Origin of the sequence: Mucilaginibacter auburnensis, assembly GCF_002797815.1 — a bacterium.
Classification (GTDB): Bacteria; Bacteroidota; Bacteroidia; order Sphingobacteriales; family Sphingobacteriaceae; genus Mucilaginibacter; species Mucilaginibacter auburnensis.
In genome coordinates this window covers 217,444-243,497 of the sequence record NZ_PGFJ01000001.1, presented here as the reverse complement: position 1 = coordinate 243,497, position 26,054 = coordinate 217,444, and the positions used below count along the sequence as shown (strand labels likewise).

Sequence of the window (26,054 nt, the reverse complement as noted above, 5' to 3'; positions counted from 1 at the left end):
CAATAACAATAACAACTAAAAAAAGAAATGAGTTCAAATCAAAACATTGAGAAATTAGCGATAGATACCGTAAGGATCTTATCTGCTGATGCTGTTCAGAAAGCCAATTCGGGCCACCCGGGTACCGCTATGGCGCTTGCACCGGTTGCACACGTATTATGGAAAGAGTTTATCAACTTTAACCCTAAAAATCCTGATTGGGCAAACCGCGACAGGTTTATTTTATCAGCGGGTCACGCGTGTATTTTACAGTACAGCTTTTTGCATTTGTTAGGTTATGATCTTTCTTTAGAGGATATTAAAAACTTCCGTCAGTTACACAGCAAAACTGCGGGTCATCCAGAATATGGTTTGGCTCCGGGTGTTGATGTTACTACCGGTCCGTTGGGTCAGGGTTTTGCCAACGGTGTAGGTTTTGCTATCGGTCAAAAACACTTAGCTGCGCGTTATAACAAACCTGGTTTTAACCTGTTTGATTACCATGTTTACGCTATCTGCTCAGACGGCGATTTGATGGAAGGCGTAACTGCAGAGGCTGCTTCATTAGCAGGTCACCTTGAGTTAGGTAACATCATCTACATTTATGATGACAACAAAATATCAATAGAAGGCAGCACAGACATTACCTTTAACGAGGATGTTGACGCGCGTTTCCGTTCATACGGCTGGCACGTACAGTTTGTTGATGACGCTAACGACATCCACGCGATGCAATTAGCTTTAACAAATGCTAAAGCCGAAAAACAAAAACCATCATTGATCCGTGTTCGTTCGTTGATCGCTTACGGTAGCCCTAATAAATCAGGTACTGCAGGTTCACACGGCTCACCACTTGGTGCTGACGAGATCAAACTGGTTAAAGAGTTCTTTGGTTTTGACCCTGAAAAATCATTTAACGTTCCTGAAGAAGTTGAAGCTTACTACAAAGAAATTGGTGCAAGAGGAATTCCGGTAGAAGACAAATGGAACAAATTATTTGCCGATTACTCAGCTAAATTCCCTGAATTAGCTGCTGAATACACTGCTGCTGCTAAAGATGAATTACCTGAAGGCTGGAAAGATAAATTACCGGTATTTGCAGCAGGTACTAAATTAGCTACCCGCCAGGCATCTGGTAAAGTGTTGAACGCTATTGCAGGTAGCTTCCCTAATCTGATTGGTGGTGCGGCCGACTTAGCTCCATCTACAGAAACTACTCTAAAAGAGTCTGATTCATTTACATCGGAGAACCGTGCAGGTCGTAACTTCCACTTCGGTATCCGCGAGCATGCTATGGGTTCTGCATTGAACGGTATGGCCTTAACAAAAGGTATCAAACCTTTCGGTGCAACTTTCCTGATGTTCTCAGAATACATGCGCCCGCCAATTCGTTTAGCGGCCATCATGAAAATCAGCCCAATCTTCGTTTACACGCATGATAGTATTGGTTTAGGTGAAGACGGTACTACTCACCAGCCAATTGAACAATTGATCTCTTTACGTTCAATTCCTAACGTAACTATTATCCGTCCGGCTGATGCTAACGAAACTGCACATGCATGGCGCGTAGCAGTTGAGAAAAAAGGTGGCCCAACTGTGTTGATCTTCACCCGCCAGGCATTACCTGTGTTAGATCAGGACAAATATGCTAAAGCTGAAAACTTAGAAAAAGGCGCTTACGTGTTATCTGATGCTGAAAACGCTCAATTAATATTGATCGCTACAGGTTCTGAAGTTGCTTTGGCAATGGACACTCAGGCTAAATTAGCTGAAGAAGGTATTGCTGCACGCGTTGTGAGCATGCCATCATGGGAGTTGTTTGAGAAACAAGATGCTGCTTACAAAGAAAGCGTGTTCCCTAAAACATTGAAAAAACGTTTAGCTATTGAAATGGCTTCTCCGCTTGGCTGGCACAAATATGTTACCGACGAAGGTGACATCCTGGCTATGGAAACATTTGGTGAGTCAGCTCCGGCAGACGAATTATACAAATACTTCGGCTTTACTGTAGATAACGCAGTTAAAAAAGCGAAAGCGCTTTTATAGATATGAGTATAGAGGTGTGAGATTTGAGACTGACTTTACCGTTGGTTATCATCTCACATCTCATATCTCACGTCTCAAATCTATAATACATGGATTGGAATAGCGACATATTAAAAAACCTGGCCTGGAACGCCACCATCAGCAACCGCGAAAGCAAGCAGAAGGTAGCCGAACAGATTGCCGCTAAGGTTAAAGATGGCGACATTATTGGCGTAGGTTCAGGTTCAACCTCATACCTGGCCATTTTGGCTATTGGCGAAAAAATAAAAGCCGAAAAGCTGAATGTGCTGGCTATACCAACTTCGGTTGAAATAGCTTTAACGTGCAGTAACTTAGGCATACCAACCACTAGTCTCTATGAATATAAGCCCGACTGGTATTTTGACGGTGCAGATGAGGTTGACCCTAACAAGCATTTGATAAAAGGTCGCGGTGGCGCCATGTTTAAAGAAAAACTGATAATGACAGCCAGCGAGCGCAACTATATTATTGTTGATAACAGCAAGCTGGTTGATGTTATAGGTTCAAAATTCCCTGTTCCGGTAGAAGTGTTTCCGTCGGCATTAATGGTTGCAGAAGCCGGTTTGAAAAAACTGGGAGCTACCGAAATAGTGCTGCGTCCGGCTACAGGTAAAGATGGACCTATCATATCCGAAAATGGCAATTTGATACTTGATGTTAAGTTTGAACACATTGACAAAGACATGGAGTATAAAATTAAATGCATAACCGGTGTTATTGAAAGTGGATTGTTTCAAAACCAACCTGCCGAAATACTGGTAGCATAACAATTTGAAAGTCATCTTCTTTTTTTAAGAGTTTGACAGGCCGTAGCGGTATGCTTATTGAGGCAAATAAATAACAGATTAAACTTAAAATACTTAATAATGGAAAATAACGTAAAAAAAATACACAGCTTTGGCCAGAGCATTTGGCTGGACTTTATTGACCGTGGCTTTATTGGCGACGGCCGTTTAAAATCATTAATTGACAATGACGGTGTTAGAGGTGTAACTTCAAACCCTGCCATTTTTGAAAAAGCCATCAGCAGCAGCGATATGTATGATGGTGATATTGCCGAACTATCTGACGGTAGCAGAACTAATGAAGAGATATTCTTCGGTTTAGCAATAAAAGATATCCAGGCAGCTTGCGATCTGTTCAAAGATCTTTACGTAGAAAGCAACAAAGTTGACGGTTATGTATCATTAGAGGTGTCTCCGTTTTTAGCATTGAAAGGCGAAGAAACTTTTGAACAAGCTAAATTACTTTGGAAACAAGTTGATCGTGAGAATGTAATGATCAAGATCCCTGGTACCCAACCAGGTTTGGATGCTATCCGCAAATCTATCGCGCAAGGCATCAACATCAACGTAACTTTGTTATTCGGCTTACCTCGTTACGAAGAAGTAGCATTAGCTTACATCGCTGGTTTAGAAGACCACTTAGCTGCAGGTCATGAAATTGCTCATATCTCATCAGTAGCAAGTTTCTTCTTGAGCCGTATTGATGTTTTGGTTGACCCATTGTTAGACGAAAAAGGTCTTGGTGATCTGAAAGGTGAAATCGCTATCGCGTCAGCTAAAAAAGCTTACGAAATATACAAACGCATATTCAGCGGCGAGCGTTGGGAAAAATTAGCAGCTAAAGGTGCACAGCCACAGCGTTTGCTTTGGGCAAGTACCAGCAGCAAAAACCCTGCGTTTAAAGACACTAAATATGTTGAGGCATTAATTGGTCCGGATACAGTTGATACCGTTCCTTTAGAAACTATCGAAGCTTTCCGTGACCACGGTGTAGCAGCTAATACTTTAGAAGAAGGCTTAGACAAAGCAACTGAGGCTTTAGACAAAATTGCAGCAGCAGGAATTGACATTCACGCTTTAACTCAGCAATTAGAAGACGAAGGTATTGAGAAGTTCAATGCTCCGTTTGACAAACTGTTAAAAGCTATTGAAGCGCAAGCAAGCAAAGTTTAATTAGCAACTCACAACAAGCTAATGACAAAGAATAACCTTAAGATCCTCCTTTTTGATATCGGGGGTATATTGCTCAGCAATGGCTGGGGGCATCAATCACGTAAACTGGCTTCTGAAAAATTCGGGCTTGATTACAACGAGATAAACGAGCTGCACAACTTCATCTTCAACGTGTATGAGATCGGCAGCATAACTTTAGATGAATACCTGGACAGGGTAATATTTACCCAGCCCCGCGATTTCACGAGAGAGGATTTTAAGGCTTTTATCTATGAACAATCTGTTGAGCTTCCCACTTTACAGTGGCTCAAAGATTGGAAACGCGATTGCGGTTTCCGTGTGATCTCGGTAAACAACGAGGGCAAGGAACTGAATGATTATCGCGTAAAGAAATTTAAACTCCACGAGTTTTTTGACGCGTTTGTATCCTCATGCGAGGTAAAAATGCGCAAGCCCGATCCGGGCATATGGCAGCTGGCCATGGGTATTGCTCAGGCATCGCCCGATCAGTGTGTATATTTTGACGACCGTATTATGTTTGTTGAAGCCGCGTCGCGGTTGGGCATACGTGCCTTTCAGCACACAGATCTGGAATCTACAAAAGCTATACTCGAAAAATTAAAAGAAGAAAACCACAACAATTAATATATGAGCACACCAGAAAAATTTGATTTCGGGATGATCGGTTTAGGGGTAATGGGTCGCAACCTGCTGCTGAACATGGGAGATCATGGCGTTAAGGGAGCCGGTTTTGATAAAGACGCATCAAAAGGCGCTTTATTAGAGCAGGAGAGTACCAACGGTAACTTAAAAGGTTTTAGTGATATAAAGCAATTTGTAGCCAGCCTTAATAGTCCGCGCGCTATAATGATGCTGGTGCCCGCCGGTAAAATTGTTGATGACGTTATAGAAGAATTATTACCCCTGATTGATAAGGGCGACCTTATAATTGACGGCGGTAACACATATTATACAGACACGAACCGCCGTTTTGATTACCTGAACAAAAAAGGAATTCACTTTTTCGGTATGGGCGTATCCGGCGGTGAAGAAGGCGCACGCCGTGGCCCGAGCATGATGCCGGGCGGCGACAAAGAAGCCTACAATGTTGTAAAGCCAATATTTGAATCAATAGCGGCTAAAGTTGACGGCGAGCCTTGCGTTACCTATTGTGGTACAGGTTCGGCAGGCAACTTTGTTAAAATGGTGCACAACGGCATTGAGTATGGTGTAATGCAATTGTTAGCAGAAACCTACGAGATACTGAAAAAAGGTTTGGGCATGGATAACTCCGCCATTGAGCAAGTATTCACCCAGTGGAACGAGGGACGCTTAAAATCATTTCTGGTTGAAGTTACACGCGATGTGTTCCGTTACAAAGAACCGGGTTCTGATCATTTATTATTAGACGATATTAAAGACGAAGCCCGCGCTAAAGGGACCGGTAAATGGACCTCACAAGTAGCTATGGACCTGCAGGCACCTATCCCGACCGTTGATTCATCAGTTGCGATGCGCGATCTTTCTAAATATAAAGAACTGCGTGTACAAGCCGAGGGTATTTACGGTGGTGTTGAAGGACAACTAAGCGTTAATAAAGAGGAGTTTTTGGCCGCTTTAGAGAACGCTTTCTACTTTAACATGATCATTAGCTATGCGCAGGGCATACATATGTTAACTAACGCGTCTACCGAGTTCCAATATGGTTTGAACCTTGCCGAGATCGCTAAAATATGGAGAGGCGGCTGTATCATTCGCTCGCTGTTCCTGCAAAATATTTATGAAGCGTTTACAGCTAACCCGGGCTTAGAGCACTTGTTACTTGATGGCGGTGTTGCTAATGAGGTTAAAGGCGCTGTTAGCGGTGCACGTACTGTTGTATCAGCTGTTACAGCTGCCGGTATTGCCGCACCATGCTATGCTGCATCATTAAGCTACTTTGATGCTTTCCGCAGCGGTCGTATGCCATCAAACCTGATACAGGCACAACGTGATTATTTTGGTGCGCACACTTATGAGCTGATAGGCAAAGAAGGCAAGTTCCATACACAGTGGGTAGCCAAAAATTAATCAGATACATAAACCGACTTAGCGCACAATAACATGTCAACAAAAGCAACATCTGATCCTACCATATTTATCATTTTTGGCGGTACCGGCGACTTGAACGCACGTAAGCTGGCCCCGGCCCTTTACAACCTGTTTCTGGATGGCTGGATGCCTAAAAAGTTCTCTATTATTGGTACCGGTCGTACCAAAATGAGCGATGAAGAGTTCAGAACAAAATTATTAGAAGATATCAACCAGTTTTCTCGCAGTGGTAAAGCTGAGAAAGAAAAATGGGACGAGTTTATTAAAAATGTTTACTACCAGGTGTCTGACGCGAAAGACGCTGAAACCTACAAAGAGTTTGGTAAACGTATTGACGCGCACAATGCCGAGTGGAAAGCTAAAGCCAACGTAATTTACTACCTTGCTGTTGCACCGGAGTTCTTCCCGATCATTACTACTAACATAGCCAAAGCTAAACTGGCCGAAGATAAAAAGCGTGTACGTATAGTAATTGAAAAACCATTCGGTCATGATCTTGAATCGGCTCAGGAATTAAATAAGTTAATTTCAAGCTTGTATGATGACTGCCAGATCTACCTGATAGACCACTACCTGGGTAAAGAGACGGTTCAAAACATTATGGCTTTCCGTTTTGCCAACTCTATTTTAGAGCCAATATGGAACCGTAACTTTATTGAGCACGTGCAGATATCAGTTACTGAGCAGTTAGGTGTTCAGGATCGCGGTCCTTACTACGAAGGCTCGGGCGCATTGCGCGATATGATCCAGAACCACTTGTTACAGTTACTTTGCTTTGTAGCAATGGAAGCCCCAAACAGCTTTAATGCAGAAGAACTGCGTAACCGTAAAGTGGATGTGTTGAAAGCCATGCGTAAATTTACGCCTGAAGATGTACGTACGTCTGCCGTTAGGGGCCAATACGGTCCAGGTTGGATACAGGGCGAAGAAGTACCGGGCTACCGCCAGGAAACCAAGGTTGATCCTAACTCAAATACCGAAACTTTTGCGGCTATAAAATTCTTTGTTGATAACTGGCGCTGGCATGGCGTACCGTTCTACGTACGTACCGGTAAACGCATGCACCAGTCGGCATCAACAATCACTATTCAGTTTAAAGACGTTCCGCACCTGGTGTTCCCGGCGGAGGCTACAGATAGCTGGCAGCAAAACAGGCTCATTATCAGCATTCAGCCTGAAATGAGTATCCGTTTACAGGTACAGGCTAAACGCCCGGGTATTGATATGGTACTTAACACAGTTGATATGGTGTTTGACTATAAAGGCACTTATACCAACGAGGCTCCTGAGGCTTACGAAACCCTGTTGTTAGATACCATGGCAGGCGATCAAACGCTGTTTATGCGTGGCGACCAGGTTGAAGCTGCATGGGACCTGATCATGCCGATACTGAAAACCTGGGAAGGCAAGAAAAGCCTTAGCTTCCCTAATTACTCAGCCGATTCATGGGGCCCCGAAGTTGCCGAGGCCTTAATAGCCCGCGACGGTTTCCACTGGTTCACGCTGCCCGTTAACGGAAATAAAAAAGCGAAGCATTAATATTTAGTGATTAGTTGAATGGTGATTAGAGATTAGTTTCCAATCGCTGATCAACTAATCACTGATTAACTATTCACTAATCAACTACCTATGAAACTTAACATCTTCCCAACACCCGATGAAGTGCTTAGTGCGCTTGCCGAATATTTTATACAGGTTGCTAATGATGCTATTGCGGCCCGTGGCAGGTTTTCGGTAGCGTTATCAGGAGGTAGTTCACCAAAAAAACTTTATGAACTGCTGGCCTCAACAAGCCATGCCGATAGAGTGGATTGGACGAAGGTATATTTCTTTTTCGGCGACGAGCGCAATGTGCCTCAAGACCATGCAGACAGTAACTACCTGATGGCTAAAAAGGCTTTATTCGCGCCATTGATGATCCAGGGCGAGAACATCTTTGCTGTTGATACCTCATTAACCCCGAACGAAGCCGCTCAAAAATATGCAGAACAAATAGCTGAGTTCTTTAACGACGAAGAAATGAGTTTTGATCTGGTATTGCTTGGACTGGGTGATGACACACACACCGCCTCTTTATTCCCGCATACAGCTGCGTTGAACGACGTTACGCCATCAGTTAAAGCCAACTACCTACCAGAAAAAGATATTTATCGTATCACCTTCAACGCTCCGCTTATTAACGAAGCAAAAAATATAGCGTTCCTTGTATATGGAGAAGGCAAAGCGCCTGCTGTTTACAACGCGTTAGAGGCGGAAGAAGACGTTGAACTATATCCTGCACAATTGATTGATTCGATAGTAGGTGAGGTGCAGTGGTTTTTAGATGAAGCTGCAGCTGCTAATCTGGAAGAAGAATATTAATATTAAAATACTCTTTGTAACGAAGCAGATAGACCAACCACATGGTTAGTTTATCTGCTTTTTTTATTTTATTTTTCGGCCAACCGCATAGTCTTAAAGCGGTTTGCTAATGATAAAAGCCTTACCCCGAATACGTTCTGTTGATGCATTCAGGGCGGTTACTATGTTTCTGATGATATTTGTGAACGATATTGAGGATATCCCCAATACGCCACAATGGCTACACCACGTTGCCGACGATGCTGATGGAATAGGGCTTGCCGATGTGATATTCCCGGCCTTTTTATTCATTGTAGGCCTTTCTATTCCTATCGCATTACAAAACCGTTCTGAAGGGAAATTGAATACAGCGCTGTACATTATTAAGCGTTCGGTTATTTTAATGTTTTGGGGTTTTTGGTTCACTAACCTGGAAACTTATGATGACGACAACGCCATATTGCAATCTGGCACATGGCAATACTTGTCTATTGGTAGCATGTTTTTAGCTTTTATAGATTATAGTTGGATTGCTCAGGCATGGATCAAATATATATTACAAGGCGCAGGATTGCTATTACTCGTGTTCTTAGCAAAAGTTTACAGAAGCACAGATGATGGGCAGCCTTGGTTGCACTTTACCTGGTGGGGCATTTTAGGTTTGATAGGCTGGGCTTATTTATATGGAGCGCTTATCTACCATTTTTCGGGCGGCAAACTTTGGCTGCAAATAAGCGCGTGGGTTTTCTTTATGGTTTATAATGTATTAGCCAGTTTAGGTCACACAGATTTTATTTACCCATTATACCCGTTTATATGGTTAGCTGGCAACGGCGCAATGCAGGCATTTACTATGGCCGGTATTGCGGTTGCTGCCTTTTACAGTTATGCGTTAGCTAATAACAAAATTGGTAGGTTTAACATATCTATTTTAATAGGTACAGTTTTGCTTGGTGTGCTGGGCTTTCTGATAAGCGATAGCACAGGCGGTATCTCCAAAGCTTCAGAAACGCCTGCCTGGGTGGCCATTTGTACGGGCATATGCACTTTAGTTTACCTCGTTTTTATATTTGTGGTTGATGTAAAGGGCAAGTACAATTGGATAAAACCTATTGAAGCTGCCGGTATAGCTACCTTAACATGCTTTATGCTGCCAGATATATTTTACGGGTGGCTCCAAACAACAGATCTGGATTATCCTGATCTGATAAAAGATGGAACAGGCGGGGTTATAAGAGGTGTTGTTTTTACGTTTTTAATGGTATGGGCTACGGCATTGCTTTTGAAAATGAAAATAAAACTCAAGATTTAGCAATTTGAGTGTATTTTTGCGATGTTTTCAGCATCATTCTCACCGTTTTACCATTTTTAAAAAACGTTTCACTGTATTATTATTTTTATCTACATTTGCAGGCTAATTGTTGCTCATTGAAATCGCTTAAAAAATATTCCATCCCGTATACCGGTCTGGCTTTAGGAAAGCATCAGTTTGAGTATGCTGTTGACGACGCTTTTTTCAGTGAGTTTGAATATTCGCTGGTAAAAACTGCTGATCTGAAATGTGAGGTTGAAATGGAGAAGCAGGAAACCATGCTCATCCTTAACTTTCGCATTGCAGGTACTATTGGTGCAACTTGCGATAGGTGCCTGGCACAGTATCCGCAGGTTATTGATGTACAGGAGCAGCAGGTAGCTAAGTTTACCGATGAGGAGATGGGCGATGACGAAGACGTTATCACCCTTGGGAAAAATGAAAACGAGATTGCGCTTGCGAGCCTGATCTATGAATATGTTACTGTTGCGGTTCCGTTTGTTACGGTTTGCAACGATGAGGGTAATACCTCTTATTGTGATAAAGATATGCTTGATAAGCTTAATAGTTTATCAGGAAGTAATGAAGAAAACGAGAATAGTGACCCGCGTTGGGACGCACTCAAAAATTTAAATAAATAACATTAAGTTATGCCACATCCAAAACGTAAAATATCCAAATCAAGAAGAGACAAGCGCAGAACGCATGATAAAGCTGTTGCTCCAACTTTAACTACCTGCAAAGTAACAGGCGCTGTGCATTTAACTCACAGAGCTTATACTGTTGATGGTAACGTATACTACAACGGCAAATTGCTGATAGAGAAAACTGCAGTAGCTTAATTTCCGTTTTCCACGTATGAAAATCGGATTGGATATTATGGGCGGTGATTTCGCTCCCAAAGCTGCGGTTTTAGGGGCAATCAAAGCATATAAAGTCTTGCAAGGTCATACGCTGGTACTTATTGGCGATAAAGAAGCGGCGCTCAGCATTTTAGCCGAGAACGGCGTTAGTGCTGATAATTTTGAGTTTGTACACACAACCGAAGTTATTGGCATGGGCGAACATCCTACAAAGGCAATTGTTCAAAAACCCGATTCGAGCATTAGTGTAGGCTTTAACCTGCTAAAACAGGGTGCCATTCAGGCATTCTCATCTGCAGGTAATACCGGAGCCATGCTGGTAGGCGCAATGTTTAGCGTAAAGGCAATACCTGGCGTTTTAAGGCCGGCCATAATTACTATTGTACCCAAACTGAAAAACGGTTTGGGTATTTTGTTAGATGTGGGTGCCAATGCTGATTGTAAGCCCGATGTACTTGTGCAGTTTGGCGTTTTGGGCAGCTTAATGGCCCAGCATGTGTACAATATTGACAATCCGCGCGTGGCATTGATGAACATTGGTGAGGAAGAAGAGAAAGGCAATTTGCTTTGCCAGGCTACTTACCCGCTAATGAAAACAACTTCATTGTTTAATTTTGTTGGTAATGCCGAGGGGCGCGATTTGTTTACTGACAGCGCTGATGTGTATGTTTGCGACGGCTTTACCGGGAACATTATTTTAAAGCTGGCCGAATCATTTTATGGTATATCCCGCAAAAAGGGTATCAAGGATGATTTTTTTGACCGCTTTAACTACGAGCAATATGGCGGCAGCCCAATTTTAGGGGTAAACGCGCCGGTTGTTGTTGGTCACGGCATTTCAAATGACGAGGCCATAAAAAATATGGTACTGTTATCAAAAGATATGGTTGAGAGCGATTTGGTAAATAAAATAGCCAGCGCCCTCCAGTAAAAATATACTATGAGTAAAATTACTGCAGCAATTACCGCTGTACATGGCTACGCGCCTGATTACGTACTCACTAACGAAGAGTTATCCCAAATGGTGGAAACCAATGATGAATGGATAACCACCCGTACAGGCATTAAAGAACGCAGGATTTTAAAAGGAGAGGGCTTAGGCTCATCAGACCTGGCTGTTCCTGCTGTTAACGAACTTTTAAGAAAACGAGGCATTGGTGCCGAAGAGATCGACATGATCATTTTCTGTACTACTACGCCTGATATGCCTTTCCCGGCTACAGCTAACCTTTTCGCGCATAAAATTGGTGCAGTGAACGCATGGGGCTTTGACCTGCAGGCGGCTTGTTCTGGTTTTGTTTTTGGCCTGGCTACCGGTGCGCAGTTTATTGAAACCGGAAAGCACAAAAAAGTATTGGTAGTTGGGGCAGATAAAATGTCGTCAATAGTTGACTATCAGGACCGTGCTACCTGTATTATTTTTGGCGATGGTTGTGGCGCTGCCCTGCTTGAGCCCAATTATGAAGGTTTAGGCGTGGTTGATTCTATTTTAAAAAGCGATGGCGCAGGCATCCCGTTCCTGCACATGAAAGCAGGTGGTTCTGTTAAGCCCGCCAGCCACGAAACCATTGATGCGCGCGAGCACTACGCTTATCAGGAAGGCAAAACAGTATTTAAATTTGCTGTAACAAATATGGCTAATGTTGCTGCTGAGATAATGGAGCGCAACAACCTGCAAGGCGATGATATTGCCTGGCTGGTGCCACATCAGGCTAACAAACGTATTATTGATGCTACCGCATCACGCATGAATATTGGCGAAGATAAAGTGATCGTGAATATTGAGCGTTACGGTAATACTACCAATGCAACTATTCCGCTTTGCCTTTGGGAGTGGGAAGACAAATTTAAAAAAGGTGATAACATTATAATGGCTGCCTTTGGCGGCGGTTTTACCTGGGGATCACTTTATTTAAAGTGGGCTTATTAAGCTAATGTGCAGATACGCGGATTAGCAGATATGTAAATTCTCTGCTACATCAATGGCGGGTAAACTTTAAAAGATAAAAGTTGTTAATTATCAATAACCTAAAATAAAAAATTCATCTGCATATTTGCACATCTGCATGTCCGCATATTGGCTAATGCACATCTGTATATTTGCACATTAATTGAAACTATGGATATTAAACAAATACAAGAGCTTATACGCTTTGTTTCAAAATCGGGCGTAAACGAAGTAGCTATTGAACAGCAAGACTTCAAGATCACCATTAAAACTAACCAGGCGCCTACTATAGTTAACGCAACTATACCACAAGCGCAAGCCCCCATGGTAGCAGCTCCTGTAGCAGCACCACAGGTACAAGCGGCTCCTGCAGCGGCAGCTCCGGCGGCAGCAACCGAAGACACTTCAAATTATATCACCATAAAATCGCCAATGATCGGTACCTTCTACCGTTCTGCATCTCCGGATAAACCGTTATATGTTAACGTTGGCGACGAGATAAAAGCAGGCGGCGTAGTTTGCATTATTGAGGCCATGAAACTGTTCAATGAAATTGAATCAGAAGTATCAGGCCGTATTGTAAAAGTACTGGTTGATAACGCATCGCCAGTTGAGTACGACCAGCCTTTGTTTTTAGTAGAACCCGTATAAGTTGAATAGTGATTGGTTGATTAGTGACTGGTATGCCAGCAGTAGTCGGCCACATTGCGATCAAAGCGAGCTAATCACTAATCAACTGTTTAACCAATCAACTAACCATGTTTAAAAAAATACTTATAGCTAACCGTGGCGAAATTGCCCTGCGAATTATTCGCACCTGTAAGGAAATGGGTATTAAAACCGTAGCTGTATATTCTACTGCCGACCGTGACAGCTTACACGTTAGGTTTGCTGATGAGGCCGTTTGTATTGGTCCGCCGCCAAGCAGAGATTCTTATTTAAATATCCCCAACCTTATATCAGCTGCTGAATTAACCAATGCCGATGCTATCCATCCAGGTTATGGTTTCTTGTCAGAGAACGCTAAATTCTCTGCCATCTGTGCTGATTATGGTATTAAATTTATAGGTGCTACTGCTGATCAGATCAACGCCATGGGCGATAAATCATCAGCAAAAGAAACCATGAAAAAAGCCGGTGTGCCAACTATCCCTGGTTCTGAAGGCTTATTGCAGGACGTTAAACAAGGCATATCCATCGCTAAAAAAATCGGTTATCCGGTTATACTTAAAGCTACTGCCGGTGGTGGTGGCCGTGGTATGCGAATTGTTTGGAAAGATGAAGAGTTTGAAGGTGCGTGGGATTCTGCCCGTGCAGAATCAGGCGCAGCTTTCGGTAACGATGGCATGTACCTTGAAAAATATGTTCAAGATCCGCGCCACATTGAGATACAGGTAGTAGGCGATCAATACGGTAAAGTTTGCCACCTGTCTGAACGTGATTGCTCTATTCAGCGCCGTCACCAAAAACTGGTTGAAGAGGCTCCGTCTCCTTTCATGACTGATAAACTTCGCCGCAAAATGGGCGAGGCTGCTATTAAAGGCGCTAAAGCCGTTAAATATGAAGGTGCAGGTACTGTAGAATTTTTGGTTGACAAAGACCGCAACTTCTACTTTATGGAGATGAACACCCGTATACAGGTAGAGCACCCGGTTACCGAAGAGGTTATTAACTTTGACCTGATAAAAGAGCAGATCAAGGTTGCCGCCGGTATTCCTATCTCCGGTAAAAATTACGAGCCAACAATGCATGCCATTGAGTGCCGTATCAACGCCGAAGATCCGTATAATAACTTCCGCCCGTCACCAGGCAGAATCACCAATTTCCACTCACCGGGAGGTCATGGTGTACGTGTAGATACGCATGTGTACGCCGGTTATTCTATTCCGCCCAATTATGATTCCATGATAGCAAAAGTGATTTGCGTGGCTCAAACCCGCGACGAAGCTTTGAGCACAATGGAGCGCGCGCTGAGTGAGTTTGTTATTGAAGGTATTAAAACCACTATTCCATTCCACTTAAAGTTGTTAAAAGACCCTAACTTCCGTGCGGGTAACTTTACAACCAAGTTTATGGAAACCTTTGAATACTAAGCCTGAATAAACAGATGGCTAACAAACTGGTTGATGCTATAAAAGATAAGGGTAAAAACCTTGAGGCGGAGATGTCATTCTTTGAGCACCTGGAGGCTTTGCGCTGGCATTTAATACGGTCTGTAATTGCTTTGTTGATCTTTACAACATTAGCCTTTTACTTTTCAGATTTTGTAATTGATGGCATTGTGATGGGACCCAGGAGTAAAGATTTCTGGACCTACCGCATGATGTGCAAATTGGGTACAGCTCTTCATATGGACGGTTGGTGCTTTGAGGGGTTTAAGCAGAAAATGATCGCTACGGAGTTGGGTGCCAACTTTAACTTAATGATCAACATCTGTATTGTATCCGGCCTTATACTCGCCATACCATATTTTTTATATGAGGTTTGGAAATTTATAAAGCCAGCCTTGCACGAGAAAGAGCGAAAAGCTGCTTCGGGCTTTGTTTTGTATGCTTCGGGATTATTTTTGTTGGGCGTACTGTTCGGCTATTATATCGTAGCTCCCCTATCCATCAGGTTTTTGATAGGCTTTAAAGTAAGTGAGCAAATTGAAACGCTAATACGTGTAGATTCCTACATGTCAACACTTACCACTTTAACCTTGGGTTCGGGTATTGTATTTGAGTTGCCTATTTTAATTTACCTGCTTGCAAGTTTAGGTATATTAAACGCGCAATTAATGCGCCGGACGCGTAGGTACGCCATTTTGATCATCATGATCATTTCGGCCATTATAACACCAACGCCCGATGCCATAACCATGAGTGTAGTAGCGGTGCCACTGCTTTTACTCTACGAGGTTGGTATTTGGGTAGCTGCAGGCGTAGGAAAGCGCAGAGAAAAGAAAACTCAGGAATTGATGAATTCATAACTTGTTAAAAACATTATAATCAAACAGCGATGAGATAACCCTCATCGCTGTTTTTGTTTTTATACCAAAACATATACCTTAGCGTTAATTAACTGATTTATGAAAAAAACACTCATAATGCTCGTTGTTGCCGGCTTTACTACCGGCGCGTGTGCACAGCAGAACCCTACTGCTTTAAAATATTCAAAAATTGTAAGTGCCGAACTGGCCAAAAAACATCTTAGCATTATTGCGTCTGACGAGTTTGAAGGTCGGGAAACAGGTAAACCGGGTGCTGAAAAGGCCGCCAATTATATAGCTAATGAGTTTAAGGTTTTAGGATTGAAACCCGCCGTAAACGGCTCTTATTTTCTGGATGTGCCAATTGTTGAGCCTTCCTTTACCGTAAATGCATTAACGGCTAATGGCAAAACATACACCATTGGTACAGATTTTTCAGCAACAGGCGGCGTTGGTACAAAAACCGTTACTTCAAGCGATATCGTATTTATTGGCTACGGTATTGGCGCTGATACTTACAATGACCTGAAAGGTACTGACATTACCGGCAAAGTGGTATTATACATTAATACAGGCGAGCCGGTGAATAACGGCGTTTTTAAAGTTACCGGAACAGACAAAACATCAAACTGGAGTACCGATCGAAGCCGTAGAATACAATTTATTCAGAGCAAAAAACCCGCGTTGATATTAGCTGTAAACCCTGCGGGCGGCGCTGTTAGACGCAGCAATGGATCGCGCATGGTGTTGAAGAAAGAGAATACCGATGTGCCTGTTTACACCATTACACCTGCAATGGCTAACGCATTGCTTCAACCAACTAATAAAACCATTGCGCAACTGAAAACGGATATTGACCAAAGTGGCACTCCTCAAACACAAACCATAAAAGCTGATTTTTCTACCATCTATACTGGTACCGAAAAGCCTGTAAAAGCTGTTGACGTAGTAGGTATTTTACCGGGCAGAGACGCTAAATTAAAAGATGAGTATCTGGTTGTATCTGCGCACTATGACCACATAGGTATGCTGCCAGAGGGAACAAAAGGCGACCGTATATACAACGGAGCTGATGATGATGGTTCTGGAACTACAGCTATGCTGGAGATTGCCCGCGCATTTTCAGCCGCAAAAAAAGCTGGTAAAGGCCCGCGCAGAAGCATATTATTTTTAGGTAATGTTGGCGAAGAAAAAGGATTATTAGGATCTGAATATTATTCAGAACACCCGGTGGTGCCGATGGCCAGTACAATTGCCGATTTGAACATTGATATGATTGGTCGTGTTGGTGAGGAATATGTTGGTAAAGCGGATTCTGCTAACACTGTATATGTAATAGGTTCGTCAATGTTGAGTTCTGACCTGCATAAAGTCGGCGAAAGCGCCAATAATACTTACACTAAATTAAAACTTGATTATAAATATGATGACCCAAATGATCCGAACCGTTTTTACTACCGTTCAGACCACTATAACTTCGCTAAATTTGGCGTTCCAATCATATTTTACTTCAATGGTGTACATGCCGACTACCATGGTTTGGGAGATGAGATCAGCAAGATCAATTTCCCGCTTTTAGCAAAACGTGCGCAGCTGGTGTACTTTACAGCTTGGGACTTGGCTAACGCCGATAAGCGGCCTGCTGTTGACGGTAAGAATACCCGATAAAACTTATTAATAAAAACTTTGGCCATTCTGCCTTTGCAGGATGGCTTTTTTATTTCCATTATGAATACATTTGCCGAATTTAAGGCCTCATTAGATCAAGCTAATCCTCCGCATAACCTTACTGCGCCTTTAAAAAGTCTTTGGTACGACGGAAAAGGCGACTGGAACAGGGCTCATGCAGAAGTAGACCATTTGAACAATAAAGCCGCGCAGCGTGTTCACGCTTACCTGCATCGAAAAGAAGGAGATATCTGGAATGCCGATTACTGGTACAGCAGGACCAAAGCTACCCGCCCCGATATTCCTTTAGATGAGGAATGGGAGCAGTTGGTGCAACAATTGTTAAATGAATGAATTAATTACGGTTGTTGTTTTATAATAAGTTGTTGCGTACCTAAACCTAACTGTCCTTCCAGATCGGTTGCCTCTATAATTATATTGTATTTAGCAGCCCTGTCTGCACTGTAGAAATGTACAGTAGCCTTGCCTTCCTTGTCAGTAATATGTTTGGTTCCCAGAACGAAGATCAGTGCCTAATACAGTAGTTTTATTGCTAACTGTGTATCTCGGACTGTAAAATTGTTTCGCTATGGAGAAAGCCATTGGTTTATACAAAGCAGTTCCCGGCGTTACCTTCATAAAAGGGCCTTGTTTGGCACGGGTTGTCACTTCAATATAAACATAACAATCCGGAGGTATCTGCATGTATTCTGCATCCATGCCGGCGTATTCAGTATGATAACTGCCACTATACTTTGTATTTTCCATTACTTCAATTCCAACAATATCTTCGGCAGTGAAATAATCCAAAATAGGCTTTATGTTATGATAGCGTGAGTCGCTGCCGGGACCTGTAGGTGTAAAAAAGCGGTCAATAGGTATGCCATCAAATATGAAACGCACCTTTTTTAACTTCCACACATACGACAATCGGACAGTTTTAGAACCTCCGGGAATTCTGTAACTCCACATACCACCCAAGGGCGTAAATCCGGGAAATTTTTCAACCAAAAGTTGTTCTAAGGTAGTTTTAACCGGCTTTTTATCAATTTCCTCCTCACTAATTACAAAGTCAGATCCGCCCGGGCCGTTCACATTCCTTGAGCCTTTCACAATTCTTTTTGAATTAATGTTAACTTCCTTAAGCACATTGCCATCGCCCCTGAATGATGATATAGCTTTAGCTTCTGCTAACTTGCTTTGGGTGTTTCTTAGCACTGAGCTGTCAATATTCAGGTACCATGGATCAATTGGTGGTGCAGGGCTAAAAACAGGCAGCGTCGCTTCATCCATGTTAATACCCACATTAAACTCTTTGTTATTTTTGTTCCTGGCCTGTAGTTTAAAAATGGCTGTATCAACCGGAAATATATCCTTGAAAACGAAACGGCCCTCACTATCTGTAATTGTATCTTTAAAAGCAATAGGACGATTAGAGATCAACAGCACGTTTGATTTTTGAATGGGTTTACCAAACGCGTTCACCACCGTGCCGCTTACTGAAAATTCTTTTTCAGCCTTAAAAGTAAAGGGCAGGTTGGGCTTAAAGGCCTCTTTCCAATCATATCCCACCCATCCCTGGGTAAGCATTAAGTTATCCAGTTCTGCGTCTTTATCGCCCGTTAGATAAAAACCGGGTTCCTCTATATTTCCTTTCAGATCAGATGTAAGCAATAGGTTGTTCAATATATTACCGCCAAAGCTATCCTTTTTAACCTGACCGGCATCGGTAACAGCTAAAGAGAAGTTGGCGTTAACCGGATCTCCATTTTTATCTTTTACCTCAATATGTAAAGCAACGCTATCTCGCGTGCCGTAACTTAATTTATCGGGCTTAACGGAAATATTTAAAGCATCGTGATGATTGATAAACGCCACACGCTCATTAAGCGGTAGGTAAGCATCACTAAGCAGACTAAACCGTGCAATACCTGTTGGGAAAAGCTTTTTTGCGACGATAACGCTCTTGTTGGCGGCGTTGAACGACTGCGCATAGCATACAACACCCCTTGCATGTGCTATAAGGTATAACATGCCCTTAACATCTGGTGTTGAAGAAATTGCTATTTGTAACGAGTCGCTCCCCGCTTGTTTTACAGCCAAAACAATGCCTGATGGTTTTACAGCGGTAAGGTATAAACTTTATTGATTCCGTCAATTTGGGCTGAATAAGTTTCTGAGGCTGCTGGTGTAAATTCAAAGCAACCCATACCGGCATGCGCCGAAACAAAAGTGGCTACCTGTTTGCCTTTACTGTCAAATAATTTGCCGCTGACATTTACACCCTTACCATCTTCGCCTATTGCTTTAAAACCAACTTTACTGCTTATACCCGCTACTAATTGCCCGCCCTCTGGCACAAACTGCAGGTCTGTATTATCCGTTCGGTTAATGGCAACCGGAATGTTTAGCATACTTTTGCCGGCTACAGTTGCCTGCAAACTTAAGTTGCCCGAACCTTCGGGCGTGTCAGAATTAAAATTCACCGAACCATCAGGTCCGGCAATCAACTTATCTTTCGTCAGATTTTTGCGCCCGCTTATTACCTTCAGTTCCACATCTTTAAAGGCAAGCTGTCTGCCGTCCATCTGGTTAAATAAAAGTTTGGCTTCTAACTTATTGCCATCTTGTTTAAAGGCTGCCTTTACCAGCAAGGGGTTGTCTGTATATCGCGCTATGCGTATGCTCTTTTTAAAAACATAGTCGTCATCAAAATTGCGCATCCAATTGGTATATGCCCTGAGCGTATAATTACCATCGGGTATTTCGGTGGAGTCTAAAGCAATATCTCCCCATGCCAACCCCACTTCAACAGGCACCATTATGCGCTTAGCGCTTTTGCCCTGGTCGTTGTCCAGCTCAATATAAAGCAGTCCGCTCATTTCTGATGGTACCAGGTAATCTGCTTTAAGTAAATAGGCTTTGAATCTTATTGTATCTCCTGTGTTATAATAAGACTTGTCTGTTTGCAGGTAGAGTTTTTCAATAGGTTTAAGCACGCGAATATTACTTAATGCCGATGTATAAGCCTTTAAATGCGATACAGGTGCTTGTTGAGCATGGCTAAGCTTTGAGAACAAAAAAGGCAGGCACCACAAAAAAAATATAATGCGCTGTTTCAAGGCTATACGGGTTTGAGCGTTAAATAAATTTGACTAAGGGCTTAGTTACTCAAACTTAAACAACAAAAAACACTTTAACAATAGCTTGCATAGAAATTGACAACTGTGCAAAAGCACAAATAACCGTTAAAACAGCTACCTTAGCAGTATGAGTACAATTGCCGAAGAATTTTTGACAGATGCTGAGCAAAAGGCTTTTGATGCAGACCACAGGCGCATTATCAATTACAATATCGGAAAATATGATACCGCCGTTGCACGCGGCCTCTCACGTATCATCAATATAGATAATGCCAAAAAACGAGGGCACGTTTTAAAATGGAAAATGATGGAGAATCTGGATAAGGTTTTACCGGAGTTTGAAGCTAATTTTCAGAAGCGTGGCGGCAAGGTGATATGGGCTAATGATGCTGCGGAAGCCAACCAAGAAATACTCAACATACTGCGCCGGGTGGATGCTAAAACCATTGTTAAATCAAAATCAATGGCGACTGAAGAAATTCATTTAAATGAGTTTTTGGAGAGTAATAACATTGAATCAATAGAAACAGACCTTGGCGAATATATAGTTCAGCTGTTAGGGCAACGGCCTTACCATATTGTAACGCCGGCTATGCACCTTTCAAAGGAGGATATTGCCAAGTTGTTCCACGAACGTTTTGGTACACCTCCCGATGCTACACCCGAGCAGCTTACCCTTAAAGCCCGCGAGTTACTACGGGAAAAATACCTAAGAGCAGATGTTGGCATTACCGGCGGTAATTTTTTAATTGCCGACACCGGAAGCATAGCCATCAGCGAAAATGAAGGCAACGCACGCTTAACCACTACGTTCCCTAAAATACATATAGCCGTAGTTGGTATTGAAAAGATCATCCCATCTATAACAGATCTTGACTTATTCTGGCCCATGCTGGCCGGTCACGGTACCGGGCAAAATTTAACCGTATACAATACCATTTTAAGCGGTCCGCGCCAAGCCAATGAAGTGGACGGGCCGGATGAAATGTATGTTATACTGCTGGATAATGGCCGCACCAATCTGTTGGCGCAAAAAGACCAGCGCCAGGGCTTATACTGCATACGCTGCGGCGCCTGCTTAAATGCTTGTCCGGTTTATAAAAATATTGGTGGACACACATACAATACGCCATATAGTGGCCCTATTGGCTCTATCATTACGCCGCACTTACAGGGAATGAAAGAGTTTAAACACCTTAGCTATGCTTCCAGTTTATGTGGCAAGTGTACCGAGGTTTGCCCGGTTAAGATAGATATTCATAAGATGCTGCTGCTTAATCGCCGCGATGCTGTTACAGAAGGGCTGGTATATGGTAAGGAAAAGCTGGGTTGGAAATTGTGGACCAAAGGCATGCTGAGCCGTAAGCTCGAAGATTTTTTTAGCGGAAAAACCAAAAACTTCCTGCTGCGTACATTTTTCAAAAAGACCTGGGGTCATTACAAAGAAATGCCTGTTGTAGCTCCAAAATCATTCGCTAAACAGTGGGAAGAAAAGAATAGCCCCTCAAAATAAGGGGCTTAACTTAAAATCTCTTTTCTAATTAATAAATTCATTAATATTGCTGTTAACCCATAGTTAACAGGCGGCGTCTATGCTGCGCGTTAACTATGGGCTTATTCATATACCTATAGTTCCATCAACCAAGGCCGTAATGAACTTTGATCGCAAAAATCTGGATAATAACACGCTTATTGGTATTTACCGTAAGCTGTTGTTACCGCGGGTAATTGAAGAGAAAATGCTGGTGTTGCTGCGTCAAGGTCGTGTAGGCAAGTGGTTTTCAGGCATAGGTCAGGAAGCTATAGCGGTGGGGGCAACTATGGCCATGCAAGCCGAAGAGTATATTCTACCCATGCACCGTAATCTGGGCGTTTTTACTACCCGCAATGTGCCGTTTGAGCGCTTGCTGGCACAGTGGGTAGGCAAGCCTTCGGGTTTTACCAAGGGGCGCGACAGGTCATTCCATTTTGGCTCACAAGAACATAAAATATTGGGCATGATATCACACCTCGGTCCGCAACCTACGCTGGCCAATGGCATAGCTTTGGCAGACCAACTTAACAAAAATGGCCGCGCCACACTTGTTTTTGTAGGAGAGGGTACCACCAGCGAAGGTGATTTTCATGAAGCACTCAACATTGCCTCGGTTTGGAACCTGCCGGTTATTTTTTTGGTAGAAAATAATGGCTACGCGCTTTCTACCCCAACTAACGAACAATTTAACTGTAAACGGCTGGTTGACCGTGCCAACGGCTATGGTATGGAAGGAAGGCGTATTGATGGAAACAATATACTCGAAGTTTACTACGCTATAAACGAAATAGCCAACAGCATACGTAAGCAGCCCAGACCGGCTTTGGTTGAGTGTATGACTTTTCGCGTGCGAGGCCATGAAGAAGCTTCGGGTACCAAGTATGTCCCGCAGGAGTTGCTAAGTGAATGGCAGGATAAAGACCCGTTACGTTTGTTTGAAGAGTATCTGATTGCTGAAGGTCTGTTCCGTCGCGAATGGGGGCCATATCTGCGCGATGAGATCACCGCGCGTTTAGAGCCGCTGATTGAAAAAGTGTTTGCCGAGTCCAATGTTCAGCCTGACATTTCTGAAGAGTTAAATGATGTATACCGCGAAAGCGATCTGCCGCAGGTGGCAGCTGAAAGTAAGAATAAAGTAATACGTTATATAGATGCCATATCTGCCGGGTTAAAGCAAAGCATGCAAAAGTATGATAACCTGATATTGATGGGGCAAGACATTGCCGAATATGGTGGTGTATTTAAAGTGACTGAGGGTTTTGTAACAGAGTTCGGTAAAGACCATGTGCGTAACACACCGCTTTGCGAATCGGGTGTGATAGGTGCAGCTATGGGATTGGCACTGAACGGCTATAAAGCCTTGGTTGAAATGCAGTTTGCTGATTTTGCAAGCAGTGGCTTTACGCAAATAGTTAATCACTTGGCCAAAACCCATTACCGCTGGGGCCAGAACGTTGATGTGGTGATACGTATGCCTGCGGGCGCGGGTAGCGCAGCAGGCCCCTTCCATTCTCAAAGTAACGAAGCCTGGTTTATTAAAACACCGGGACTAAAAGTAGTTTACCCCGCTTTTCCTGATGATGCCAAAGGTTTATTAATGGCAGCTATTGCCGACCCTAACCCTGTAATGTACTTTGAGCATAAATACCTGTACCGTAACCTTATGGGCAAGGTGCCCGACGGTGAAACGTATGTAGAAATAGGAAAAGCGCGTGTGGTGAAAGAAGGTTCGGCGGCTACTATTCTTACTTACGGCTATGCTGTGCATTGGGCCTTAACATATATGGCCGCGCATCCCGATCAGGATATTGAATTGATAGACCTGCGCAGCCTGCAACCATGGGATAAGGCAACTGTAATTGAAAGCGTAAACAAAACGGGGAGAGCCCTGGTGTTACATGAAGATACCCTTACCTGCGGCTTTGGCGCAGAGGTGGCGGCATGTATTGCCGAACAATGTTTTAAGCATTTAGATGCACCTGTTATGCGTTGTGCCAGTTTGGATACCCCTGTTCCGATGGACAAGGGTTTGGAAGATCAGTTTTTGGCTAAATCGCGGTTGGAAGAGGCTATAAAAGCACTGCTGGAATATTAAATTTAAAGCCGTAAAACAAATACCTTATTCACTAAGAGATTAGTTATATTGTGCGATCCGTTATCTCGCTTATGAAACACCTTCGCCTAACCCTATTACTTTTTATCACCTCGTGTACCTACTTTTCTACACCTCAGCAAAAAGCTGAACAGCTTGCCAAAGCTTACCTTGACACAGCAGTGGCAAACTTTAACACTTACCGGTTAGTAGCGTCTATGCCTATTGATACCTTGAGAGAAGGCCCTGATAGCGATCCGGCATATCAGCTCCTCACCGCTAAAATTGACAGTACCCGCCATGTAGCCGATGCCTTGAGTAAAGCTTATATTGTTACTCAAAATGCCAACGACAGAGCGGCATTGGAAAAGCGTATCAGTAGAAATTCAGACGTGACGAACACGCTGTTGCAACAAAGCCTGCAATACATGCTTAACTACCATGGCAAACCCAACGGCTGGATTTTAGAACAAACCTATAGGTCGACGGATAGTACATTATATATCCACATTTTCAAAATGGATGAAAAGTTTAATAGCGTTGTTGCTCATCAAAGCCTAAAGAAGGAATAGACGTGAAGCGTTAGCGCCACAATACAATGTTTGTATCACAGCGTCGTTTAAACACATTAGTTGTAAACAAATTAGCTATTAAGAAATGGAGTCGATTTCTGCTTGCAAATTTGGATGGGATAATTATATTGTTGATTTTTAATTGTTTATGCGGGTGTTGTTGCATTTGCATAATTTTACCATCTACTTAATCCAGGCAAAAGAGTCTTTACTTCTGCCTGTAACGGTTACTAAGAGATGGTTAAACATTTTAAGCACTTAGCCGTTAAACAGCCTATAACTATTTCTACATAATATAACTTTTAAACCAAAACCAATCAACTTCAATAAATTCGTATCTTTAAGCCTGGCTGATCGGGGGATCAAAACTAAGTTCGGGGAGCGATAAATTTTAAGTATGGAGCGAGGTTACATCCAAAACGATTTGATTACAGAATCCAAACCTGAGGGGGTAAAACACCTGTATAACCAGTACGCCGATAAATTATTAGGGTACATTCTGGCCATTGTAAACAACAGGCCTTTAGCTGAGGATATGGTAGTGAAAGTTTTTGCTGATATATTTTCAAAAAACGGACAATTGGCCGCAACCCATCACACCAATACGTGGAGTTGGTTAACAGCACTGGCGCAAAACCAGATTGCCGGTTTGCAAAATGCGGCAAATGAGTGCATAGCCGTTGCAGAAGACGGTAACTACGTCCGGTCACACAAATATCTGAGCAAGATGAATGATATACAGCGACTTGTTTTTTGCGGGGCTTATTATCACCGTAAATCAATTGCGTTAATAGCCCGGGAGACAGGTTTGTGTGAGATTGCTTTAAAGCTGGCATTAAAAGAGGCTTTTACGATTATTAGGGGATTGAAGGATGAAGATTAAGCAGTACATAGAAAGCGGTGTGCTTGAAGCGTTTGTTTTAGGTGTGGCAACTGATGACGAGATGCAGGAGTTGACGCGAATGAAACAACAGCATCCGGAAGTTAGCGCTGCGCTTGCAGAGCTGGAAAGCGATATGGAGCGAATTGCTGAATATATGGCTGTTACACCACCGCCTGATATGTTGACCCGCATTGAGAACAGTATCAACGATCTGGTAATAACACCTGATACCGCGATAGCCCGCCCTGATTACCGCCATAATGATTTCCGTGAAGAACGGAAAAGTCCTTACATAGAAGTTGAAGCCGAATCAAATTACATGCGCGTTCACAAAAACTGGAAACTGGTTTTTGCAGTTGTGTTTATTTTGAGTAAAATATTTTTAGCCTGTACTATTTATTTTTACCTGGAGAGCAGGCAGGCAAAGCAACAATTACAGGAAACAAAGGCTGAACTTAAAGAACTAAAAAAATAGTACGGCACAAGTTTGTCCACCTCCATGTAAAAAAGTGGTGGACAACGACGAATTAGTAGGTAAAATTTTAAAAATAATTTTGTATAGAAAAATATTCACTATATTTGGTCCTTAGTAAGGAATCCTTTCTTACTAATGTGATAAGGTTTAGGTTGGAG

24 protein-coding genes are annotated in these 26,054 nt (G+C 42.8%); 22 read left to right on the top strand and 2 right to left on the bottom strand.

What is annotated here, in order from left to right; all coding sequences use genetic code 11:
- The first annotated feature begins 27 nt into the window (after positions 1-27).
- The 17 genes from tkt (at position 28) to CLV57_RS01020 (ending at position 17,551) form a co-directional block, all read left to right on the top strand.
- A complete protein-coding gene (tkt, locus tag CLV57_RS01100; protein ID WP_100339524.1) occupies positions 28-2,025 on the top strand; it encodes a transketolase in 1,998 nt (665 codons plus the stop codon).
- An 89-nt stretch (positions 2,026-2,114) separates the two neighbouring features.
- Positions 2,115-2,813 (top strand): ribose 5-phosphate isomerase A, encoded by a 699-nt coding sequence (rpiA, locus tag CLV57_RS01095; protein WP_100339523.1) that lies wholly within the window; start codon positions 2,115-2,117, stop codon positions 2,811-2,813.
- A 99-nt stretch (positions 2,814-2,912) separates the two neighbouring features.
- Positions 2,913-4,004, top strand: a complete 1,092-nt coding sequence (gene tal / locus CLV57_RS01090; protein ID WP_100341266.1) for a transaldolase — start codon at positions 2,913-2,915, stop codon at positions 4,002-4,004.
- Positions 4,005-4,025: 21 nt separating this feature from the next.
- The gene (locus CLV57_RS01085; protein WP_100339522.1) at positions 4,026-4,649 is read left to right on the top strand and encodes an HAD family hydrolase; all 624 of its coding nucleotides are present in this window, start codon (positions 4,026-4,028) and stop codon (positions 4,647-4,649) included.
- A 3-nt stretch (positions 4,650-4,652) separates the two neighbouring features.
- Entirely contained in the window at positions 4,653-6,074 is a 1,422-nt protein-coding gene (gndA, locus tag CLV57_RS01080) for an NADP-dependent phosphogluconate dehydrogenase (protein WP_100339521.1), read from the top strand.
- Positions 6,075-6,107: 33 nt separating this feature from the next.
- Entirely contained in the window at positions 6,108-7,634 is a 1,527-nt protein-coding gene (gene zwf / locus CLV57_RS01075) for a glucose-6-phosphate dehydrogenase (protein ID WP_100339520.1), read from the top strand.
- 90 nt (positions 7,635-7,724) lie between these two features.
- A complete protein-coding gene (gene pgl / locus CLV57_RS01070) occupies positions 7,725-8,456 on the top strand; it encodes a 6-phosphogluconolactonase (protein ID WP_100339519.1) in 732 nt (243 codons plus the stop codon).
- A gap of 109 nt (positions 8,457-8,565) precedes the next feature.
- Positions 8,566-9,747, top strand: coding sequence for a DUF5009 domain-containing protein (locus CLV57_RS01065; RefSeq protein WP_100339518.1), 1,182 nt, complete (start codon positions 8,566-8,568; stop codon positions 9,745-9,747).
- 116 nt (positions 9,748-9,863) lie between these two features.
- On the top strand, positions 9,864-10,388 hold the full coding sequence (locus tag CLV57_RS01060) for a YceD family protein (RefSeq protein ID WP_100339517.1): 525 nt from the start codon (positions 9,864-9,866) through the stop codon (positions 10,386-10,388).
- 9 nt (positions 10,389-10,397) lie between these two features.
- A complete protein-coding gene (gene rpmF / locus CLV57_RS01055; protein WP_100339516.1) occupies positions 10,398-10,589 on the top strand; it encodes a 50S ribosomal protein L32 in 192 nt (63 codons plus the stop codon).
- A gap of 16 nt (positions 10,590-10,605) precedes the next feature.
- Positions 10,606-11,541: a phosphate acyltransferase PlsX gene (gene plsX, locus CLV57_RS01050; RefSeq protein WP_100339515.1), complete on the top strand. Its 936-nt coding sequence runs from the start codon at positions 10,606-10,608 to the stop codon at positions 11,539-11,541.
- Between the two features lie 9 nt (positions 11,542-11,550).
- Complete coding sequence (locus CLV57_RS01045; protein WP_100339514.1) at positions 11,551-12,540, top strand: beta-ketoacyl-ACP synthase III; 990 nt, start codon at positions 11,551-11,553, stop codon at positions 12,538-12,540.
- Between the two features lie 189 nt (positions 12,541-12,729).
- Entirely contained in the window at positions 12,730-13,209 is a 480-nt protein-coding gene (accB, locus tag CLV57_RS01040; protein WP_100339513.1) for an acetyl-CoA carboxylase biotin carboxyl carrier protein, read from the top strand.
- A gap of 107 nt (positions 13,210-13,316) precedes the next feature.
- Complete coding sequence (gene accC / locus CLV57_RS01035) at positions 13,317-14,651, top strand: acetyl-CoA carboxylase biotin carboxylase subunit (RefSeq protein WP_100339512.1); 1,335 nt, start codon at positions 13,317-13,319, stop codon at positions 14,649-14,651.
- Between the two features lie 14 nt (positions 14,652-14,665).
- Positions 14,666-15,529: a twin-arginine translocase subunit TatC gene (tatC, locus tag CLV57_RS01030; RefSeq protein WP_211290009.1), complete on the top strand. Its 864-nt coding sequence runs from the start codon at positions 14,666-14,668 to the stop codon at positions 15,527-15,529.
- 99 nt (positions 15,530-15,628) lie between these two features.
- Positions 15,629-17,197, top strand: coding sequence for a M28 family peptidase (locus CLV57_RS01025; RefSeq protein WP_100339510.1), 1,569 nt, complete (start codon positions 15,629-15,631; stop codon positions 17,195-17,197).
- Positions 17,198-17,215: 18 nt separating this feature from the next.
- Positions 17,216-17,551, top strand: a complete 336-nt coding sequence (locus tag CLV57_RS01020; protein ID WP_245856800.1) for a hypothetical protein — start codon at positions 17,216-17,218, stop codon at positions 17,549-17,551.
- 141 nt (positions 17,552-17,692) lie between these two features.
- On the opposite strand, the gene CLV57_RS01015 is transcribed toward CLV57_RS01020, so the two are convergent.
- The gene (locus CLV57_RS01015) at positions 17,693-19,300 is read right to left on the bottom strand and encodes a carboxypeptidase-like regulatory domain-containing protein (RefSeq protein ID WP_100339508.1); all 1,608 of its coding nucleotides are present in this window, start codon (positions 19,298-19,300) and stop codon (positions 17,693-17,695) included.
- 17 nt (positions 19,301-19,317) lie between these two features.
- On the bottom strand, positions 19,318-20,319 hold the full coding sequence (locus tag CLV57_RS01010; RefSeq protein ID WP_100339507.1) for a hypothetical protein: 1,002 nt from the start codon (positions 20,317-20,319) through the stop codon (positions 19,318-19,320).
- A gap of 148 nt (positions 20,320-20,467) precedes the next feature.
- Between CLV57_RS01010 and CLV57_RS01005 the strand changes: the two genes are divergently transcribed.
- The 5 genes from CLV57_RS01005 to CLV57_RS00985 all read left to right on the top strand — a co-directional run bounded on the left by CLV57_RS01005 (position 20,468) and on the right by CLV57_RS00985 (position 25,896).
- Positions 20,468-21,853, top strand: a complete 1,386-nt coding sequence (locus tag CLV57_RS01005) for a LutB/LldF family L-lactate oxidation iron-sulfur protein (RefSeq protein WP_100339506.1) — start codon at positions 20,468-20,470, stop codon at positions 21,851-21,853.
- A gap of 79 nt (positions 21,854-21,932) precedes the next feature.
- Positions 21,933-23,969: an alpha-ketoacid dehydrogenase subunit alpha/beta gene (locus tag CLV57_RS01000; RefSeq protein ID WP_245856799.1), complete on the top strand. Its 2,037-nt coding sequence runs from the start codon at positions 21,933-21,935 to the stop codon at positions 23,967-23,969.
- A gap of 71 nt (positions 23,970-24,040) precedes the next feature.
- Positions 24,041-24,538, top strand: a complete 498-nt coding sequence (locus CLV57_RS00995) for a hypothetical protein (protein WP_100339505.1) — start codon at positions 24,041-24,043, stop codon at positions 24,536-24,538.
- 397 nt (positions 24,539-24,935) lie between these two features.
- Positions 24,936-25,421, top strand: a complete 486-nt coding sequence (locus CLV57_RS00990) for an RNA polymerase sigma factor (protein ID WP_100339504.1) — start codon at positions 24,936-24,938, stop codon at positions 25,419-25,421.
- A complete protein-coding gene (locus CLV57_RS00985) occupies positions 25,411-25,896 on the top strand; it encodes a hypothetical protein (RefSeq protein WP_100339503.1) in 486 nt (161 codons plus the stop codon). The genes CLV57_RS00990 and CLV57_RS00985 overlap by 11 nt, the downstream gene beginning before the upstream one ends.
- The last annotated feature ends 158 nt before the right edge of the window (positions 25,897-26,054 follow it).

What these genes read in the sequence shown, in the direction of transcription:
- tkt (WP_100339524.1), top strand. Translation starts at nt 28, where the DNA reads ATGAGTTCAAATCAAAACATTGAGAAATTAGCGATAGATACCGTAAGG.
- accB (WP_100339513.1), top strand. Translation starts at nt 12,730, where the DNA reads ATGGATATTAAACAAATACAAGAGCTTATACGCTTTGTTTCAAAATCG.
- CLV57_RS00990 (WP_100339504.1), top strand. Translation starts at nt 24,936, where the DNA reads ATGGAGCGAGGTTACATCCAAAACGATTTGATTACAGAATCCAAACCT.
- CLV57_RS01000 (WP_245856799.1), top strand. Translation starts at nt 21,933, where the DNA reads ATGCTGCGCGTTAACTATGGGCTTATTCATATACCTATAGTTCCATCA.
- tal (WP_100341266.1), top strand. Translation starts at nt 2,913, where the DNA reads ATGGAAAATAACGTAAAAAAAATACACAGCTTTGGCCAGAGCATTTGG.
- CLV57_RS01005 (WP_100339506.1), top strand. Translation starts at nt 20,468, where the DNA reads ATGAGTACAATTGCCGAAGAATTTTTGACAGATGCTGAGCAAAAGGCT.
- gndA (WP_100339521.1), top strand. Translation starts at nt 4,653, where the DNA reads ATGAGCACACCAGAAAAATTTGATTTCGGGATGATCGGTTTAGGGGTA.
- rpmF (WP_100339516.1), top strand. Translation starts at nt 10,398, where the DNA reads ATGCCACATCCAAAACGTAAAATATCCAAATCAAGAAGAGACAAGCGC.
- CLV57_RS01025 (WP_100339510.1), top strand. Translation starts at nt 15,629, where the DNA reads ATGAAAAAAACACTCATAATGCTCGTTGTTGCCGGCTTTACTACCGGC.
- tatC (WP_211290009.1), top strand. Translation starts at nt 14,666, where the DNA reads ATGGCTAACAAACTGGTTGATGCTATAAAAGATAAGGGTAAAAACCTT.
- CLV57_RS00985 (WP_100339503.1), top strand. Translation starts at nt 25,411, where the DNA reads ATGAAGATTAAGCAGTACATAGAAAGCGGTGTGCTTGAAGCGTTTGTT.
- plsX (WP_100339515.1), top strand. Translation starts at nt 10,606, where the DNA reads ATGAAAATCGGATTGGATATTATGGGCGGTGATTTCGCTCCCAAAGCT.
- pgl (WP_100339519.1), top strand. Translation starts at nt 7,725, where the DNA reads ATGAAACTTAACATCTTCCCAACACCCGATGAAGTGCTTAGTGCGCTT.
- accC (WP_100339512.1), top strand. Translation starts at nt 13,317, where the DNA reads ATGTTTAAAAAAATACTTATAGCTAACCGTGGCGAAATTGCCCTGCGA.
- CLV57_RS01045 (WP_100339514.1), top strand. Translation starts at nt 11,551, where the DNA reads ATGAGTAAAATTACTGCAGCAATTACCGCTGTACATGGCTACGCGCCT.
- CLV57_RS01065 (WP_100339518.1), top strand. Translation starts at nt 8,566, where the DNA reads ATGATAAAAGCCTTACCCCGAATACGTTCTGTTGATGCATTCAGGGCG.
- zwf (WP_100339520.1), top strand. Translation starts at nt 6,108, where the DNA reads ATGTCAACAAAAGCAACATCTGATCCTACCATATTTATCATTTTTGGC.
- CLV57_RS01085 (WP_100339522.1), top strand. Translation starts at nt 4,026, where the DNA reads ATGACAAAGAATAACCTTAAGATCCTCCTTTTTGATATCGGGGGTATA.
- CLV57_RS00995 (WP_100339505.1), top strand. Translation starts at nt 24,041, where the DNA reads ATGAAACACCTTCGCCTAACCCTATTACTTTTTATCACCTCGTGTACC.
- rpiA (WP_100339523.1), top strand. Translation starts at nt 2,115, where the DNA reads ATGGATTGGAATAGCGACATATTAAAAAACCTGGCCTGGAACGCCACC.